Genomic DNA, 19441 nt, shown 5'->3' on the forward strand with positions numbered 1-19441 from the left:
TTAGTGTTTCGGGAAAAGGGAACAATCGTGTAGATTTCCCGGACGGAATGATTGCCCAGCAATCGACCCCCCCGTTTTTCAAGGAAAGCAGGGAGACCCTTGGTCGATTGTCGCTGTTGAAATGATTCGATCGCGATATTGTTTCGTCCCGCGTTACCGCCCGTTAGGGGTGACTAGATAGGATTGTCGGCCAAGGAGGAGCCAGACTCATGTTATTGGAACGGATTGATATCGATCAGCAGGGACCCCTGCACCAAGTCCAATTAGGACCATTCTCTCATAAATTGAACGCGATTTTTGGAACCGCTGGCGTTGGCAAAACGACGGTGCTTCATTTTTTGCGTGAAACCATGCTAGGTGAACTCCAACCTAGCCAACCTCTACAAGACATCCAACGCGGGCGTGTCGTCTGGGCAGGACGCGACGGTTTGATGCACTGTGTCCGAGGATCCGACGGTGGCTTGGTGGTCGATTTCGAACCGCGCAACGGCCAACCGGTCCAGCACGGCCAGGAACATGCTCACCGCCTAGCCCATGTATCCCAGTCCGTTGTCGACGGGATCATCACCAGCAGCAACGAACACTCGATTACGCAAGCGATCGCAGCTGCCCATCGTGCGGGCTTGGACGATTTGCAGACATCGCCACCCCAAGACATTGAAGAACAAAACCGTCTGAAGCGACGGATTGCCGAACTGGATCGATTCCTTCATAGCGATCTGGCGGCCGGAGAAACGGTCGCTTCGCTTGATCGACGGCTGACTCAGCTGACAGCCGAACTGGCTCGAATTGATCGTTACGATGCTTATACCGAGCAACACCGCGTCAGCGCGACCCGTCGCCAGTGGGCACTGGACCGGGAAGCCAACCTCGAACGCGACCTCCATCGTCTACTGGACCAGAAGCAAGAACTTCAGCGAATGCTGGACGAAATCGACGCCGAACGCAGTGCGATCGCCCGTCATGCAACCGTGGAACAGCCTCGCTATTCGATCACCGACGGCGACCGCCAACAACTGGAAGAACTAGACAACCAGCTGATTCGCTGGCGTCGAACTCTGTTTGATGTCCGCCAACTTCGCAGTCGTCTGGCGAAAGAATTCGCACAGCGTAGCGATCGCCAATGCCTCGAACGGCCCGTTCGTTCCAGCTCGGCAGTCGATTCGTTGCACGCCCTGGAATCGCGACTAGAAGCGACGCAGCGTGAGATCGATTGGCTGGCAAGTCGCTATGACTTAAACGATCACGTCCTTCCACAGCAGACGTTCCCGAATCACTCTGCCGAACTGGAATACCGCAGTTTGTCGCAGAACCTTCAAGACCTGAAGGATCAACTGCAGCAGATCAACTCGCGTTTGTTTCATCGCAGTCCGGCCCGCTCGGGCGTCGAATCCCCACTCACCTGGACCCGCGAAACCAAAAGCGACCTGTCCCGTTGCGAGCGAGAACTACTGACGTCGATCGATCATCTGATCCGGCACCGCAATACGTTGCTAGACCGAATCGCAGCGGAATACAACGTCCCGCTGGAACAGATCCGAAGCTCGTTTGGCGACTGGCGTCCCGATGTCACCTCGACTGCCTACGGTGACGGACACGCAACACTGGGCGATTGGTTGCTCAGCCCTGGTTGCCCGCCAGAAATGAGTGATCGCCGAGCCCACTCCGCTCGAGTCGCTCGCCTGGAATCCGATCGCTTGGATTACTCGCGAGAACTGGATGCAACGGTTCGCCAGATCCAATCCATCCGCGACGAACTGACTCAATTGCAGGCGGAACGTTCGCGTCTAAGCGTTCAAGAAATCCCGGTCGACCATCGCAGTCGTCACGAGGTCATGCGAGAACGCCAACACGTCCACGACCTCCTTTCACGGGCCGGCTCCCATAGCCGCTACCAGCAAGAACGCGACGTATGCGTGGCTCGACTACGTGAACTTCAGCAGCCGGTCGCGACATCGTCGCGTTTGGCAACCCGCGTTGCTTATTGGTTGCAGCGTCTATCGGCTGGTCGCATGAAAGTCATGCAGTGGGAAACCGCTCAGCAGACCAACCTGCATCCGGCGGCAACCTATCAACGCGTCTATGTCGACGGCCGCAGCGACACCCAGCTTTCCTTGGAAGAACGCTACCTCGCAGCACTCGCAGTTCGGATGGCCGCCATCGATGAACTTGCACAGCGTGGCTACGTCGTTCCGCTGCTAATTGAAACGCCCAGTTCGATCGCCATCGACCGGCAGGCTCCGGTTTACGACAATCATTCGGGATCGATCCGCCCCAGCACCCACTACCTGGATGCAAACTACCCGTACGCCGGCTATCGATTCGAGCACGCTGCTTATGATCGACCAAGCTACGATGAAGCCGTCTACGACCATGGCTATCACCGCGCAAGCGTCGCGATGCCTAATTGGTTGGACACCGTCATGGCGTTTGCCGATGCGGGTCATCAAACGATCCTGTTGACGCGTCACCGCGAATTAGCAGATCGCGTTGCAGCGGCTGGCGGCACCGTCCACGGGCTGGATCGCCCCAACGTCCAACCTCGCGTATCGCAGCCTCAGCCAGCGGCTCGCCCCAACACGTCTTACAACCGCTCGGCAGACGTCAATCGGGACCTCGATGCGGCTTGGCAAGAAACGTACAGTTTCGACGACACCTTCGATCGTTACCCCACACGCCCGGCGACGCGTCCCCTCCACAGCGCCGAACGGCCCGCGGTCTCCGCACGCATTTACGCTCCTCCACAGGACCCTCCGTTCGGATCAAAATCCAGCCACCGGGAGGCGGCCCCAAGCCCTTTTTTCTTGACGGCCGACAGCCCCGTCGACCAAGCTCCTTCGATTGATGCCGTTGCCGGAGCTCGCCTGCGAGGCGTCGGAATTGCTCGAATCGGACAGCTATTGGTTGCCGATCCGGGACGTTTGTCCGATGCGATTGGAATGCCAAACGTCGACGAAGCAGCCATGCTTCGCTGGCAGAACGAAGCTCGACTGGTTTGCCGCGTCCCTCAATTGCGTCCTTTTGACGCTCGGGTCCTGGTTGGCTGTGGAGTCACCGATCCGAAACATTTGGCGGGCATGCATCCAGGCGAACTGCTTGACCGTGTCGAAGCCTTCCTGGCGACCGAACGTGGCCTACAGATCCTCCGCAGCGGAAGCAGTTACGAACTGTCCCGCATCACCAGCTGGATCGCCGCCGCCAACCGCTCGGTTTCCCGCGAAAGCCGTCATGGCCGCCGCAACAATTCATCGCGTCGCCGCAACTTGGCCAGCCAAGAACCGAGTGTCGAATTTGCTCCAGCAGCGACGACGTCTCGATCGGAACGCACCGCTGCCAGCGACCGCGTCACCGTTCCCGCCAGCCGCCACGATCACGAAGGTTATGACCGGGACGGGTTCGACCGCTCGGGATACGATCGTGATGGCTACAACCGAAATGGATACAGCCGCGCAGGATTCAACCGTGCCGGTTACGACCGAAACGGCCACAGCCGATCGACGTCGAATGGCCAAAGCCGATCCGGACATGGTTCCGGTAACGGGTACAGTCAATCCTCCGACAACCACTCGCGCACCCCATCCGAACGTGAACCGCGAAGCCGACGTGACCGAGACAATCGAGAACGGACGCGTCGCAACGAACGGGTTCGCGCCGAACGCCAACAGTACGAGCAAGATCGCACCGATCGTGAACGTCAACGCGTTGCCCGGGATGCCGAAGAGCGTCAAAACGCGATCGACGCTGCTGAACACGATGTCGTCCCGATGCAGGCCAGCAAAACCTCCGAATCCGCCAACTGGCGGTTCTACCTGGAACGCAATAGCCCAATTGTCGACGCCCCGACGATCGGCCCTCGTACGGCAAACAAACTAGAAAAAATCGGTTTGATCACCGTTGGGGATCTGCTGCAAGCCGACCCCGATGACGTTGCCAATCGCCTAAACAATCGTCGCATCGATGCCGATGAAGTCCGCCAATGGCAGCGACAGGCCGCCTTGGTCTGCCGAATCCCAATGCTCCGCGGTCACGATGCCCAGCTGCTAGTCGCGGCCGACGTCTACGACCCCGAGCGGATCGCGAGCAGCGATGCCGATTGGTTGCTAAATCTGATCGAAGAAGTCGTCGACACCAACGAAGGAAAACGAATCCTTCGCGGATCCACGCCTCCCGATCATGCCGAAATCGTCGATTGGATTCGGTTTGCTCAGCACCATCGTGAATTGCGTGCCGCGTAGGTAAACTGACGGAATGCCACGCATTGCCCTACAGTCCATCGAACTGCCTCGTCATTTGACCGACCGTCCCATCCCCGGCCCCATCCAGCAATTGCTGGATGAGTCCTTGCGGAGGACGGTCGCTTTTCATGATCGCCGTGAATCGACCGACGCCGAACATTTTGTCGCCAGCGATCATCCGCTGGTTTACCGAACGCTCGACTGGATCGCCGAAACGCGTTTAGCAACCGGCAACCGCTTCATCGAATGGGGCTGCGGTTTTGCCGTCAACGCATGTGCCGCCGCCTCTTTGGGCTGGGACGTGCTGGCCGTCGAAGTCGAACCGAAGGTCGTTGCCGAAGCGGCAAAAATGATCGCAATGTGGCAGCAACCTGTTGAACTGCTTCAGGGCAACTTTCTCCCGCCCAACGCCGAACGTTTCAGCGAAGATCCCTACCTTCCCTCTTTGGGGCACTCGGCAGAATCGATCTATGCAAAACTGGATATGCAAATCGATGACTTCGACATCATCTTCGCCTATCCATGGCCCGGAGAGCACCGTTTCATCGACGAACTGTTCGCCGTCACCGCCGCTCCGGGCGCCCTCCTAGTTACCTTCCTAGGCCCCAACGAAATCACCGTCCAACAAAAAATGGGGCGGGCGTTCAAGCGTTAAGCGAAGACCTATCAGGGCCAGACTCAGCTGCCAAGCGCATCAGGCCAATGCCATCTACTTTCGCATCCCCGGGCGGTTTTCTTAGCAGAGCAAGATTGTCGCCTTTGGCGGAGCGAAAGGCGACAATCACTAAATCAACATGCCGCTCGCGCCGTTCCGCTAAGAAAGCTGATGGCATCGGGTGTCAGATGACGATTTTTGCTGTGTTGCCTGGAAACAGTAGGCTGATAAACGTGGCCCTGTGTCGGATAGCTCGAATCGATACAATCTAAACCAGCTTTAATTGCCATTAAAACGAAATCCTTTCCGGGATCGCCTTTTAGAATTCAAGGATGGAATCACCATGTCCACGACAAGTCTCCCCAACCGTCAAGACGTCGCCGCCGAAGACACCTGGGACCTTTGCAGCCTGTACGAAAACGACGCTGCATGGGAAGAAGATTTCGCCCTCCAAGATGCCGAAATTGTTAAATATGAGCAATTCCAAGGACGGCTTGCCGAATCGGCCGAAACGCTGCTTGCAGCCCTTCGTTTTGACAGCGAATTCGATCGTCGCGGCGAACGTTTGGGAATCTATGCCTTCTTGAAAACAACTGAAAATCAGGCGGACAGCCACTACCAAGGACTGAAATCGCGATTTCAAAACCTGTCCGTGCGAGCCTCGCAGGCGGCCAGCTACATGCGGCCCGAACTGCTCGCGATCGACGACGAAACGATGAACCAGCGTCTGGCCGATCCGCTGTTGGCCCCTTTCCGTTTACAGCTGGAACGTCTCATTCGTTTTCGCCCTCACACGCTTAGCGATCGTGAAGAGCGTCTGCTGGCGATGCAAGGTGAAATGGCCGTCGCCGCTGGCAATGCATTTCGGCAACTGAACGATGCGGACCTGAAATTCGGCGACATGACCGATCACGAGGGGCGGACCTATGAGCTATCCCACGCAACGTTTGTGCAATTTTTACGGAGCCCTGACCGCGCGATCCGCAAACAAGCCTTCGATCAGTATTACCAACAATTCGAAGCTCACGAAAACACACTTGCCGCGACCCTCGGCGGCAGTATTCAGTCGGACGTCTATTACGCGAAGGCTCGCAACTACGACAGCAGCCTTTCCGCCGCACTCTTTCCCGACAATGTTCCGCAGTCCGTCTACGACAATTTGATCACGGCTGTCCGCGATTCTTTACCCGCGGTCCATCAGTACCTTGATGTTCGCCGTCGCAAAATGAAATTGGACGACATCCATCACTACGACACCTACGTACCGATCCTTCAGGGGATCAAAAAGCATCACACCTGGGATCAAGCGGTCAACGTTATCCTGCAATCACTGGAACCGCTCGGCAGCGAATACTGTGGCGTCCTGGAAGAAGGGCTTCGAGGCCGTTGGTCCGATCGCTATCCGAACCGCGGCAAACAAAGTGGTGCGTTCAGTTGCGGCAGTTTTGATGCCGACCCATTCATCCTGATGAACTTCAAAGAAGAGGTCCTCAACGACGTCTTCACGTTGACTCACGAAGCGGGACATTCGATGCACAGCTGGCACTCCGCTCGCAGCCAGCCATTCGAATACTACAACTACACGATTTTCGTGGCGGAAGTCGCCAGCACCTTCAACGAGCAATTGCTGACGGACCATCTGATCAAGAACGCGGCCGACGATACCGAGCGGGCTTATCTGATCAATGAAGAACTGGACAGCATTCGGGCAACGGTTGTCCGTCAGACGATGTTCGCCGAATTCGAAAAACGGACGCATGAGATGGCCGAAGCGGGTGAACCGCTAACGGTTGAATCGTTCCGTTCGGTCTACCGCGAATTGCTGACCGCCTACTTTGGGCCAGAATTTGTTATCGACAAATCTTTGGAACTGGAATGCTTCCGCATCCCTCACTTCTACCGCGCGTTCTACGTCTACAAATATGCCACCGGATTGAGCGCTGCCGTCGCACTTTCGCGACGTGTTCTCCAAGGGGGTGAACAGGAACTGGCCGATTACCTGAACTTCCTTTCCGCAGGATGCAGTAAAGATCCACTGGATCTGCTGAAAGACGCCGGAGTCGACATGACCGCCCCCGAACCGGTTGCGACCACTCTGAAACGATTCGCCGACCTGACCACGGAACTTGATAAGCTACTGTAAGCGAAGTCTTTTCTTATTCGACTACCAGAGCCCCTGCAACCATGCTGTGCAAACTGACCGGTGGACGGCTGTACGATCCAACATCCGAACTGCGTGGCAAGGTGCAGGACCTGTTCTTAGAAGACCAACGGATTGTTGCCGCTCCGCCGCCCGACCGGTCGATCGATAAAACGATCGACCTAGGCGGGCAAGTCGTTATGGCGGGTGCGATCGATATGCACACGCATATCGGTGGAGGCAAAGTTACGCTGGCAAAAATGCTACTGAGCGATTACCAGCGTGAGCGGACCATCCCCGGCGGAGTCGACGGATTCTTGCCGACGTCGGCAATTACCGGTCAGCAATACGCCAGGATGGGCTACGCGGCCTGCTTTGAACCGGCCGTGATCCCCTGCAACGCGCGGGCGGCCCATGCAGAAATGGCCGACACCCCATACATCGACACCGGCGGCTATTGCCTACTCGGTAACGACGACTGCCTGTTAAGAATGATCCGGGACGACGTCCCCCAGCCCTTCCTGAATGACTATGTCGCCTGGATGGTCCAAGCCACACAGTGCATCGCGGTCAAAGTCGTTAATGCGGGCGGGATCAGCGCATTCAAATTCCAGCGTCAACTGCTGGACGTCGATACGCCTCACCCCGAATATGGGATCACTCCCGGGCAGATCATTCGCCGCCTTGCGCGGGCGGTCCACGAAATCGGCCTTGTCCATCCACTTCATGTGCACTGCAGCAACTTGGGCGTGGCGGGCAATATCGAATCCACCTTAAAAACAATCGCGGCGGCCAATGGTTACCCGCTGCATCTAACGCATGTCCAGTTCCACAGCTACGGCGCCGACGGCGAACACGGTTTCTCCTCCGCTGCGGAACGAATCGTTCAAGCCCTACAACGGCATCCTCTCGTCACGATCGACGTTGGACAGGTGATGTTTGGGCAAACGGTCACGATCTCCGCCGACACTGCCCACCAGACCACCAATCGCAAACATGCATCGCCGCGCAAGAGCGTGATCGTCGACATTGAATGCGAAGCGGGCTGCGGAGTGGTCCCGTTCCGTTATCGCAAAAAGCGTTTTGTCTCCGCCCTGCAGTGGTCGATTGGATTGGAACTATTCTTGATGATGGACGATCCATCGCGAGTTTTTCTGACCACCGATCATCCCAACGGCGGCGCGTTCACGACCTACCCGCACCTGCTCCGCTTGCTGGGCGATCGCACGTTCCGTGAAACGGCACTTGCAGAAATCCACCCCGACGCGGCAGCCGCCAGCCAGCTTGGCGGGATGGATCGTGAATACAACCTGGACGACATCGCCACCATGACCCGGTCGGCCCCTGCGGCAATCCTCGGCCTTCAAGACCGAGGTCGCTTGTCTCCAGGAGCGATCGCCGACGTGGTTTGTTACGAAGAAGACCCAGCAGGCAACTTGGAAACGATGTTCGCCGCTCCTAAAAATGTTTTCCGCCGCGGCAAACAGATTGTCACCGATGGGGAATGGACGCCGATCGATCTGCCTCACGTCACCCTCTCGGCAAAGCCGCTTCACCATGCGGAACTGACCGATCAATTGACCGGTTCCGATTACTGGCAAGCCAGCTATCGCATTGAAAACTTAATGATCGGTGACGACGAAATGGAACAGCACATCGGCAGCGAAGTAACCGTTGCAGGGAGGCATTCCCTTTGAACATTCACGGAATCCCCATCGAGGAAACCTTTGCCGAAGCCTTCGACATGAAGGCGACGCGATTGATCCTAACGGCGCATGACCGTCAATGGGTCAGTGATGCCGCCCAAGCGTTTACAGGGTTTGCGACCAGTGTGATCGCCTGCGGAATCGAAATGGGGATCGAACGCGAACTCACCCCACAGGAAACCCCCGACGGCCGGCCCGGAGTCGCGATCCTGGCATTTGCGGTATCCAGCAAGGAACTGGAAAAGCAAATTCCCCGCCGCGCTGGGCAGTGCGTCCTGACTTGCCCAACGACGGCATTGTTTGCAGGTATCGAAAGCCCCAAACCGGTTCCGCTGGGCAAAACGCTTCGCTTCTTTGGCGATGGATTTCAAATCAGTAAAAGCATCGGAAGCAAACGCTACTGGCGCATTCCGGTCATGGATGGCGAATTCCTGTGTGAGCAGCAGACGGCCCGCGTCGACGCGATTGGTGGCGGCAACTTCTTCTTGTTCGGAGCCGACCTCGATTCCGTCACCATCGCCTGCCGCGCAGCAATCGCCGCAATCAAACCGCTTCCAGGGGTGATCACTCCGTTTCCCGGCGGAGCGACTCGCAGTGGTTCGAAAGTGGGATCCAAATACCCAGCCCTTTTCGCTTCGACCAACGAAGCCTACTGCCCTACGCTGCGGGGCTTGGTCGACACCAATCTTCCCGAACAAACCAACGTCGTGCTAGAAGTTGTCATCGATGGCCTGACGACCTCCGCCATCGCAGAGGCGATTCGCGTCGGTATCAGAGCGGCATGCGAAGCGAAGACCAAGCAACCATTGGTCGCCATTAGTGCAGGCAATTATGGTGGAAACTTAGGAAAGCATCACTTTCACCTGTACGAGGTACTGGCATGAACCTAATCGAACTTGAATTGGTTCAGGCCCCGCGTTTTCGCATCGACATGCGGTCGATCCATCCGACAGACTTGGCAACACGAACCGCTTCCCAGATCGAACACCTTGAATTGCCAATCGGCAGACAAACGATCCCGCTGGGCGAACTATTCAAAGTCCGCTGTGGCAACGACGATCATTCGGACGCAACCATTCGGCTTCGCGGCGATTGCCAATCCTGTGATTCCATCGGCCATCGAATGTCCGCAGGAGAATGGATCGTCGAAGGAGACTGCGGCGACTACTTGGGAAAAGAGATGCAAGCGGGATCGATCACCGTTGAAGGCAACGTCGCCGATCATACCGCCCAAGCGATGCGAGGCGGACAAATCAAAATCCGCGGCAACGTCGGCGACTACCTTGGTGGCCCCGCATCCGGCGAGCGTAGTGGGATGTCGGGCGGAGAGATACACGTCAGCGGAAATACCGGCAACCAGACGGGATATCGTCTCCGTCGAGGGACGATCATTATCGAAGGCAACGCGGGGAAAAACACAGCCGCTGAAATGGTGGCTGGGACGATCGCGATCCACGGGCGGGTTGGCGATCACATGGGACATGGAATGCGCCGCGGCACCATTCTGTTAAGCCAGCGACCTCCGCTTTCTCCGTTCGGATTCACGGAACCACGCCGCGAATCCCCTGCGATTCTGTCGATCCTGCTAACGCAATTTTCCCAAATCACCAATGGCGAATCGCAATTCGTCAATCAATTGCAAACCAACCTTCACGATTCACATAGAGTCCTTGGCGACAAAGCCGTGCAAGGTCAGGGTGAGATATTCTGGTTCGCAAACGAATTCGTAGCGTAGGCCAACCGCTGCGATTTATTAAATGCTTTTGTGCCAAACCGCTTCGTGGAAACATACATCAAATGGGCGGTGATCCGGCAGAGAATCGGTTTACCAGAGCATCCGCAGCTTGATTTCATTTGGTTGTAGAAATTCCGATCACAGCTCGCTTTGTCGACCCCAGGAATGCCATAACAAGCATCATGAGCACGGCAATAGGGACGCCAGTCCGCGTTCCCAACTCCCTGTGGAATCAAATTGCGAAGCGGTCCGGTCAAACCGTCTGGACCACAGGGGCAACGATCCTTATCCGCGGAATAGACGGTACCGGAAATCGAAATTGAAACAGCCGCAAAAAGCAACAGAACGCGATTCATATCAACCTCAACATTAAAAAGGGGCAGGCCTCTTCGTTTACTTACTCGACGGGCAGCAAGCTGGTTCCGTCGAACCACTCAAGTCTCTTCGAAGTCAGGACGACATACAAGGACGGATCATCTTTCTCCTCTCCTGACCAATCGTGCTGGCTGACCTCCCTTGAGGCCAACGGGCGGATTCAGCAGCGTCACTTCTAGTTTCAAATGAGGCTCTACTAATTGAGTCGCTTGGTCGCTGCGAGGATCCATCTGAATCGCTAGCGGGCCGCCGTTGGAGGCAATCAGCGAACGATGAGGCGCCACCAACTGAGCATGCCTATCGACCGACAGCAGTTCTGCCGAAACCACCTTGCCAGCGACTCGCACCTGTAAATGCGAATCTAACAACTCGCTTAATCCAGGCAAATCGGTTTGCGGAATCGCGACAATCGCTTTGATCCTAGACGTATCGATCACACGTGCCACGCCATCCCCCTGCTCCACCCATCGGCCCACCATGTCTTCGATTCCCGCAGCGACCACCACCCCGTCGCGGGGAGCCAGCACGGTCAGCGAAGTCAACTTCTTTTCAATATCCTGAATTTGCAAAGCAAGTGCTTCGGCGGATTTACGTTGAGCGATTGCCAGTCCATTTTCATGGCGTTGTTGGTAGCCGCGACGCTGCGCTTGCATCGCTTGCCATTCTGCATTGGCCGCCGCCAAACGGGTATGCAAACGAGGGTTCTCCAATCGGAGAAGCGGGTCTCCCTCTGCGACTTGCTGGCCATCCTGAACCCAGACCTGAGCGACAAATCCTTCGACATCGGTTCGGATCGGATTTGCATCGACGAATTCGATCGCGGCGGGATACCCCTGATCATAGAACGATGCTGCCCAAGAAACGCCAACTCCGCCACCACCCAACAACAATGCAATCAAGGTTAAACGCAGAAGGACTACCGGTCGCTGCAAACAGGCCTGTCCAGTTGCCTTATAGATTTTGCCCAACAAAGGAATCCCCAACGCAAGCACTAGCACGCCCGCCAGCACCATGCCGAAAATCCCCAACCACTGCACCGCTGCCCACAGCAAGGCGGCGATTACAAACAGCCGGTAAAATGCCGATGCGGTCCCAAACAGCAGAATGCCAGTCGATCGCTGCTCGGCGTGGGGATCGGTTTGAGCCAAGCACAACCACGTCATCGCGGACTGGAAAGCTTGCTGCCCATCGGTCGCCAGATTCGGTTGATCCAACCAGTCGATCAATGCGTAGTAGCCATCCAATTTAATCAACGGATTCAGATTAAACAGGACCGAACCAACGCTGGCGGTAACGGCGACCGTCGCCCAGAAGTGAAGCCAAAGCGGGGATTCCGAAGCCGTCCAAGCGAAGATCGCAAACGCAGAGATCGTCAATTCCAGATAGATCCCCGCCAGCGAAGTTGCAATCCGCTTCCAGCGAGAGCGAATTCGATAGGCGTCGGTCAAATCGACATACGCGACCGGAGCCACAACCATCCAAGCGAAACCGATTTCACCAACTCGACCACCAAACTTGTGACAACTAACCGCATGAGCCGCCTCGTGCACAACCTTCAGCACGAACCACACTGCGGCCAATTTCAACCATCCCAGTGGACTCCACAATCCAGCCAGGCTATCTCCCAACTCCGGCAAACGCTCCACTGCAATCCAGCCGGCAAGCATCCACAACAGGCCGACAACACAAGCAATTGGAAAGTTAAATACCCAGCCCGTGGCGGCCGTCAGGGTGTCCAACCAACGGCCTCCCTGCAGCAGCGGCACAGGGATCCAGGTCAGCGACGCTTTCCGTCGATTGAGGCTCGGGTCCGCTTGATTTGCGGCGTTCTGAAAAGCACCGGTAAACAGTTGCTCACGCCTAGCCCACAAAACCAGACTTTCGGTTTGCTCGACGCTTAGTGCACAGCCTTCCTGGGCAGCCAGGGCCCGCGCCTCGGCAATGGTTCGTTCCCCATCCAAGCGAGCCAGCAAGAGGGCTTCGTCTTTGCCGACTCGCAAAAAGCGATCTCGGTCGGAACTCCGGCCAACCGATTTGATCGCTGGCTTCATCAATCGATACCACTGTTTACCTGACCGATCCGAATGGACCGACACGCGCACGCCCGCACTCATCCGGGGTTTGCTTTGCAGCAAATCGATGCAGTTCGGAGCGTTCGTGTTCAAGCGGCTAACCTCCCTAGGGACGTCCGATTTACAAGTTGACCGTTTCGCCGATCGTCATTGTTCTAAATGAGTGTGGCAGTTGTTTGATTGCAGAAACCAGCAGTCTTCCTGCTCTCCTAAAGGAGCGCAAAAACAACTTCGTCACTCGCACTTTCTAATTACACATTGCCGGAAAAATGTCATTTACGATTAAATCCAAGTTCGGATCTGTTGCCACATCCTTTGCAGCAGGCACCAAGCCGCCGGTTTTCGGTCGGTCGCAATGGTTGCATTACCCTGCATTCCAGGTTTAAGATCAGAATTCGAGTTATCGACGGTCATGGTCGCGGTAAATGCGTACTTACCGGCTTCATTCAGTTCCCCTCTTGGAGCGACTCGGGCAATTTTCAATCCGGTTTGACGTCCAGCGGCCTCCAGTCGCATGGTGACTTCCTGGCCCGCTTGAACATGCTGGATCTGATCGGAAGGAATCTCCAACTTAGCAATCATTTGCGTTAACGGAGCGATCTCCAGGAGCGTTTGCCCTTCGGTCACAGGGACACCAACCATCGGTTGCAGGTCTTCTCCCAAGACGACGCCTGCAACGGGACTGCGGATATCCGCTTGGGATAGCTGAAGTTGCAGCTGATCGATTTCAGCTTGTAATTTCTTCGCCTGCAATCGAGCCAATTCGGCATCGCCCTGTCGACCGGCCGCGACATGGCCTGAACGCTCGGCACCAATACGTTCGATTTCTGCCGTCAGCGCCGTCCACTGATTCAGCGCTTCCTCACGATTCAGTTCAACCAGAATCTGGCCCGCTTCGACGGTATCGCCGGGAGCAACCCGAATCCCTTTTAGGCTTCCATCAAAGGGGACCGCTACGATTCGAGAATGCTCAGGTTGCAATGTGACATTTGCGCGCACAGGGTAATGCATCGGCAAGAAACCACAAGCGATGACGCCTCCGATTGCGGTTCCCACGACCAACGACCGTTGGGACCGCAAGCGTTTCTTCCAGCGTTCCCACCGCTGTCCCCATCGCGACGGCTGACCACGATCGATCGCCCCCAAAATGCCAGCCAACACGACTTGAATACGCAAGCAGAACGCTTCATGGTTCGGCTCCATCTGTGCGCGACCAAACCAGATCGCCTGCAGGCCGCCGATCGGCGTATCATCATCCTGCAGCAGAGGCAGGGTAAACGTCGCGTGCAGCCCCGCTTCGGGGTGATGAGCCGCCAAGGCGATTCGCAATCCGTTTGCGGCCAACGCCGAATCGGCGACCGCTTCGTTTGTTGAACCTCTCAATGGGCGTGCTGCAAACAGTGCTTCCGAAAGCGAAGCGGTTATTTCTTCGGTAAGAGCTTCGGCAATCGCGACTCGACCGGCCGCGATCGGCTGTACCGCCAGACCATTGTGCTGGCTACAGATTACGACGATGTCCGCCTGCAAGTATTCCAGGATCAAATCAGCCGCTTGCTGTCGTACTGCGACCGGCTGGACCTGGTTCAATAACCGTCCACAAAGGTCCAAACCGGCCTCCGCGTTCAGGTCATTCGCATTCCCAGCGGCAGCCCTTTGAATCGCCTCCAGCAAACTTTGCGAGGACGATTCAGAGCCTACTTGAGGATCATGACCTTTCGTCTGGGAATCTAGCAAGTTCATTTCCGATCCAAGAAGGGAAACTGTCGAATGGTTTGATTCAGTGACTGTTCGCGATCCAGACTGGAACGTTTGGGTTGCAAGCGCACGTCGACCGCGATACCGGCGGAATACTCTAGATTTGGATTTGGCAAACGAAGTTTGATGTGCCGCATTCCTGATTGGGCGTCGACGACTGGCGAGACAAATTCAACGACTGCCTCAAGTGTCTTACCGCGAATCGTGACTGGCAAAGAATCGCCAACCTCAATGACTCCCAATTGGCGGGCGTTCCCGCTGGCAATAATCTTCAGTGGATCAAGCTGTACGATTCGAAGCAGATGCGGGTCGGCAGGGGAAACCGCCTGCCCGACATCTTTCACTTGTTCAACAACCACCCCATCGATCGGAGATTTGATCGTCAGCCGCGCCAATTGAGCTTCCGCCTGGGCAAGTTCTAGCTGGCGGCGATGAGTCAATTCTTCATAAGCCTGAAGACGAGCGGTCGCTTCATCCAAATCGAGCCGCGCATTCCACAGTTCTTGGTCGGTGGCATGTTCGCGAGAGTGAAGTTCCTTCACCTGCTCAAGACGTCGTTTTTTATCGGCCAGCGAATGTTTTGCCGTATCGATTTCACCCTTCGCGGTCGCTGCCGAACGGGCGACTTCGACGGCGATCCTAACGACGGAATCATTTAACTGAATCAGCGTTTGGCCCGCCTTAACGGTCTCGCCTTCTTCGGCCCAAACATCTTGGATCACGGCCGTTTCAGAAGATCCGATCAGGATATCGCGGTATGCCTGCGTGTACGCTTCCAGCTGAATCGGTGCCGAACCTTTCGATTCCCCGGGCGTTCCGACGCCAACAAAATCGGAGCGTTCAGGTCTTGCCGACGAGCGACCGGACTCCTGGGCCTGGGCTACCACAGGAGCGCACGTCAGCAGGCTAAAGAGAACAAGACTCCATGGACGGGTCCTTGAATCGATCATACGGAGGCCTCTGCATTCGATGAATGAAAAAATGATTCGTGGTCCATATCGCGACGAGCCATCGAGGCCCGAGCCGCCACGGCCCGTTTATCAGCCCGCCTGGCAGCACGACGTACGATCGCTGGCAAACTGCCTGGATCACGCACCGCGGGAGCCGCTTCCTGAACTAACGAGTCCTCAAGACAGATAAATGTTCTGGCGGTGCCCGGCTGACCTTGACGGGCGGCACGCCCGATCAACTGCCGGTCCAAGCGAGGTGATTTTCGCGGCGAAACCACAATCACATGCAAACCACCAGCCTCTTCGACGGCGGGCGAAATTTTGATATCGGTTCCCCGACCAGCAAGGTCCGTGGCAATCGTGATCGCACCTGGATCTCCTGCCGCCGCGACGATGTCCGCTTCCTCAGCATCTTGAATGCCATTCAAAACCTGCAATCGGTAACCGACCAATCGCAAAAAGGCAGCCAATTCTTCAGACTGTCGAATCGATTCGGTCCCCAACAAAACAGGGCGACCGGAATCAATCACCTGCCCGATTTCGATCGCGATCGATTCGTACTTCTCTTGCTGCGAATGAAAAAGACTGGTTGGAAGCACTTGCCGTCGTGACGGAATACGCAGTGGAACGTTTAAGGTTTGCAAACCGTAAACGTCTAGCAATTCATCTTTCGCATCCAACGCCGTGCCGCTGCAACCGCCAAGCTGTTGGTACAAATCGAAGAATCGCCAACGCGATATCTGAGCCGTCGCATCTAGTTCGGCCGACACCGCGACGCCCTCTTTGACCTCAACTGCCTGATGCAAACCCGCCTGCCACTGTCGGTCGGACTGGATTCTTCCGGTCGCCGGATCGATGATCTGAATTTTTCCATCAACGACAACGTAGTCGATATCACGAACCACCCGCTGCCTCGCTTCGACCGCATGCTGGACGTATTCCTGCCAGGGGCGTAGCAGTTGCGATCGTTCGATGCCTTTAGGCGCATGCTGTGCAACACGCTGCAGACCGGCTGCGGTCCACTGGATGGCAAAGCCAGAACGTCCAGGAACCCAATCGATCGATTCCATCAGATCGGCGGCAACCGCATCGGCCTGACGAAAGATCTGCGATGCGTTCTCTTCAGCCGACGGGGGGCCGGGGTTTGAAAGAACTAACGGAGTCCCCGCTTCATCAATCAGAATATGATCGATTTCATCAATCAAAGCAAAATGGCGACGTCGATTCAAAAGTTCAAGCGGGCGTCCCTTCCCTAGGGCCGAGAGCTTGCGTTGTCGTTTGGCGGTGACGTCCCGGAGAAAATCGAAAGCGAAATCATCGGCGGTACCGTAGGTCACATCCGCTTGATACGCGTGCCGTTTATCCTTGGCAGACAACGCGGTTTCGACCAATCGAGTCCGCAGCCCTAATCGAGCGAGTGCAGGCCCGATCAGTTCGCAGTCGCGTCGCGCCAAATAACTATTGGCCGTTGCCACGTGCACGCAACCGCCACGCACCGCAACCATTGCCGCAGCCAGGCCAACCGAAATGGTTTTACCTTCACCGGTTGCCATTTCGGCAACGTTTCCCATCGCCATGACGGCAGCCGCCAAACGCTGCACATGGTAAGGAACCGGCCCGACCTCTTGCTGGATTGCAAGGCAAGCAAGCGCTAAGGCGCGTTCGTGAATCGCATCGGTATTGGAATTCTTTCGCCGCAAAGACTGCAAACGAAGCGATTCGTAGGCAGCCGCTAACGGCACCCCAGCAAACTCTTTTTCATAGCTTGCCGAAGCGACAGCCATCCGTTCTGCTGTGGAAGCTGCAACGAGGTTCTGTTGAGGACGCCGAATCAAAATGCATTCTCCTCAAGCATCTGAGAATCAAGCATTGGCGTCGCGAGGTCCGCTCGTGTTTGATCATCGCTGTCATGCAGGTCACCGCTGGGCGATTGCGTGAAGTGTGCGGACCTTAACAGAGTCCCCACAGCGCGATGGTACTGCAAGATCACAATGTTTAAATCGGCCTCAGCAGCGGAGAGCGACGTTTCTTCGTCGGCGACGCGAACCTGAGCATCAATCAGATTTTCCAGTAACAGAATGGCCGATCCATCCGCAACCGCCATGGTTTGCCAACGATCTTCCAGGTACCACAGTTCCGCTCGAGCGGCCTTTGCGGAAAGCTCTCGCTGCAGCATGGTTTGATAGTTTACTTCCATTAACGAAAGAGCCAATTCAACATCGGCCCTTGTTGTTTGAAGTGCAGCATCGTATTCAGAGATCGAGCGTTGGAGTTCTAGTTCATTGCGTTGGACAAGCCCTCGAGCGGCTCGATTCCCTACCGCACGTTCCCACACCAAGCCGACGTTTACGCTAGGGCGACCATCGACAAATTGGCGACCATAAGCCGGAAAAAGGTTTCGATGCGCATTCAAACCCGCAACATAAGTCCCTGCTAATAAATCCAGTCGTGGCAGCAACTGATTACGGCTGACACCTAATCGCAAGCTTGCTGCACGAACTTCGCGGACGGCCTTTACGATTTCCGGCCGACCTGTCAGCGCCGTTTGAACAACCGTTTCGCGGTCCCACGAAGGAGGGACGCGAGTCGGCAGTTGCGCGGGCACCAATTCGGTCTCGAAATCGACCTGCCCAATAAATCGCTGTAGGCGTGTCTCGGCCGTATCGGCGGCGGCGGCAATCGTCATCAATTCCGCACGACGCTGGGCCGCGGCTACCTTCGCCCGCAAAATTTGTCGACTGGTTGCATCCAGTTTCGACCGCTCGGTTAACGATACAACCAATTTGTCAGCTTCCTCGACCGCGCGCCGGCGAATTAAGAAGGCTGCTCGGGTTTTATAAAGCTGCCAGTACGACGTGCCAACACTCAGCACGTGGTCTTGTAACCTGGCCAATGATTCGGCTTCGGTCGCCGCCGTACCTAGCTGGGCTTCCACGACGCGGAAGTAGTTCACTTCTTTTCCTCGACCGGCCAACAGTGGCTGAGTGACGGTCAATTCCAACCTAGATGTCGACTGCGGGTTCGGAACAAGAAAATCCGAATTGTTTCTTTGCCAGCCTGAACGCTGTGAGATTTCCCATTCGGCTCCGGTCGTCGACCGCTTTCGAACCCCCAAACCACCATTCAGTTGATCGTCTATAAATCGCCCGGTGGTCGAACCTGTCGTTAGCACGCTGCCGATTGGGTCACTTCGATTTGCCCAGCTTGTCTCGAGAAAGTTCGTCCAATCAAAGGCCGCTTTTTGACGGGTGATATCGGTCCGCCGGATTTGAGGTTCGACCCGAATAATCTGCACTTCGGGCGAAAATTCAAGCGATTCCGCAGTTGCGTCGTCTGCAGAAATGGCCAAAGCGCGGGGCCCAATTCCTAGTGGCAACAGAATCGGTTCGTGCCACCAAAGGTCGACGCCCGTGGGAACCAAGCGACTTTCCGCCAATTCCACGCGTTCCTGATCACGCGAATCGCGAGAGATCGGTTCAGGTAATGAACCTGGAACCGAATCCTGAGCCAGCAACTTTTTAGGGCACGGCAGACTTCCGAAAGCGCACAGAACCAACCCCAATAGAAGGGTTTTCCCAATATTTTGATGGGGGCAGGTCATGAAACGTTCAATTCCGTCGAACAGCAGCAAGCTTCTGGGGACATCCGTGCCGCCAGCGATTCTCGCATTGCCTCACTCAAACCATCGGTCCACAGATACTTTGACTTGTCCTGGAGTCCTCAATTGCCGGTTGTATCGGATGTGCGAGAAACAGAAACCGCAAGAAGTTCAACCGCATTGGTTCGGGACGCTAACAAGAATAAATCCAACCTAGGTT

The 19441-nt window shown here is 56.1% G+C and carries 12 protein-coding genes; 6 read left to right on the forward strand and 6 right to left on the reverse strand.

Going from position 1 to position 19441, the window contains the following annotated elements; all coding sequences use genetic code 11:
• Positions 1-209: 209 nt before the first annotated feature.
• The 6 genes from FF011L_RS25445 (at position 210) to FF011L_RS25470 (ending at position 10471) form a co-directional block, all read left to right on the forward strand.
• A complete protein-coding gene (locus FF011L_RS25445; protein ID WP_145354729.1) occupies positions 210-4235 on the forward strand; it encodes a DUF4332 domain-containing protein in 4026 nt (1341 codons plus the stop codon).
• Between the two features lie 13 nt (positions 4236-4248).
• Complete coding sequence (locus tag FF011L_RS25450) at positions 4249-4890, forward strand: methyltransferase domain-containing protein (RefSeq protein ID WP_145354730.1); 642 nt, start codon at positions 4249-4251, stop codon at positions 4888-4890.
• 343 nt (positions 4891-5233) lie between these two features.
• Positions 5234-7033: an oligoendopeptidase F gene (pepF, locus tag FF011L_RS25455; RefSeq protein ID WP_145354731.1), complete on the forward strand. Its 1800-nt coding sequence runs from the start codon at positions 5234-5236 to the stop codon at positions 7031-7033.
• Positions 7034-7074: 41 nt separating this feature from the next.
• Positions 7075-8727, forward strand: a complete 1653-nt coding sequence (locus FF011L_RS25460) for a formylmethanofuran dehydrogenase subunit A (protein WP_145354732.1) — start codon at positions 7075-7077, stop codon at positions 8725-8727.
• Entirely contained in the window at positions 8724-9620 is an 897-nt protein-coding gene (gene fhcD / locus FF011L_RS25465) for a formylmethanofuran--tetrahydromethanopterin N-formyltransferase (protein ID WP_145354733.1), read from the forward strand. The genes FF011L_RS25460 and fhcD overlap by 4 nt, the downstream gene beginning before the upstream one ends.
• Entirely contained in the window at positions 9617-10471 is an 855-nt protein-coding gene (locus tag FF011L_RS25470) for a formylmethanofuran dehydrogenase subunit C (protein WP_145354734.1), read from the forward strand. Before fhcD ends, FF011L_RS25470 begins: the two co-directional genes overlap by 4 nt.
• On the opposite strand, the gene FF011L_RS25475 is transcribed toward FF011L_RS25470, so the two are convergent.
• The 6 genes from FF011L_RS25475 to FF011L_RS25500 form a co-directional block, all read right to left on the reverse strand.
• Entirely contained in the window at positions 10429-10827 is a 399-nt protein-coding gene (locus FF011L_RS25475) for a hypothetical protein (protein WP_145354735.1), read from the reverse strand. The two genes, FF011L_RS25470 and FF011L_RS25475, sit on opposite strands and share 43 nt — an antisense overlap.
• Before the next feature lie 117 nt (positions 10828-10944).
• Complete coding sequence (locus FF011L_RS25480) at positions 10945-13011, reverse strand: HlyD family efflux transporter periplasmic adaptor subunit (RefSeq protein ID WP_145354736.1); 2067 nt, start codon at positions 13009-13011, stop codon at positions 10945-10947.
• Positions 13012-13200: 189 nt separating this feature from the next.
• The gene (locus FF011L_RS25485) at positions 13201-14658 is read right to left on the reverse strand and encodes an efflux RND transporter periplasmic adaptor subunit (RefSeq protein WP_145354737.1); all 1458 of its coding nucleotides are present in this window, start codon (positions 14656-14658) and stop codon (positions 13201-13203) included.
• On the reverse strand, positions 14655-15623 hold the full coding sequence (locus FF011L_RS25490; RefSeq protein ID WP_145354738.1) for an efflux RND transporter periplasmic adaptor subunit: 969 nt from the start codon (positions 15621-15623) through the stop codon (positions 14655-14657). The genes FF011L_RS25485 and FF011L_RS25490 overlap by 4 nt, the downstream gene beginning before the upstream one ends.
• Positions 15620-17458 carry a preprotein translocase subunit SecA gene (locus tag FF011L_RS25495; protein WP_145354739.1) on the reverse strand — a complete coding sequence of 613 codons (1839 nt, stop codon included), beginning with the start codon at positions 17456-17458 and terminating at the stop codon, positions 15620-15622. Before FF011L_RS25495 ends, FF011L_RS25490 begins: the two co-directional genes overlap by 4 nt.
• Positions 17455-19224: a TolC family protein gene (locus tag FF011L_RS25500; protein ID WP_145354740.1), complete on the reverse strand. Its 1770-nt coding sequence runs from the start codon at positions 19222-19224 to the stop codon at positions 17455-17457. The genes FF011L_RS25495 and FF011L_RS25500 overlap by 4 nt, the downstream gene beginning before the upstream one ends.
• Positions 19225-19441: the final 217 nt, after the last annotated feature.

It is taken from the genome of Roseimaritima multifibrata (assembly GCF_007741495.1).
Lineage (GTDB): Bacteria > Planctomycetota > Planctomycetia > Pirellulales > Pirellulaceae > Roseimaritima > Roseimaritima multifibrata.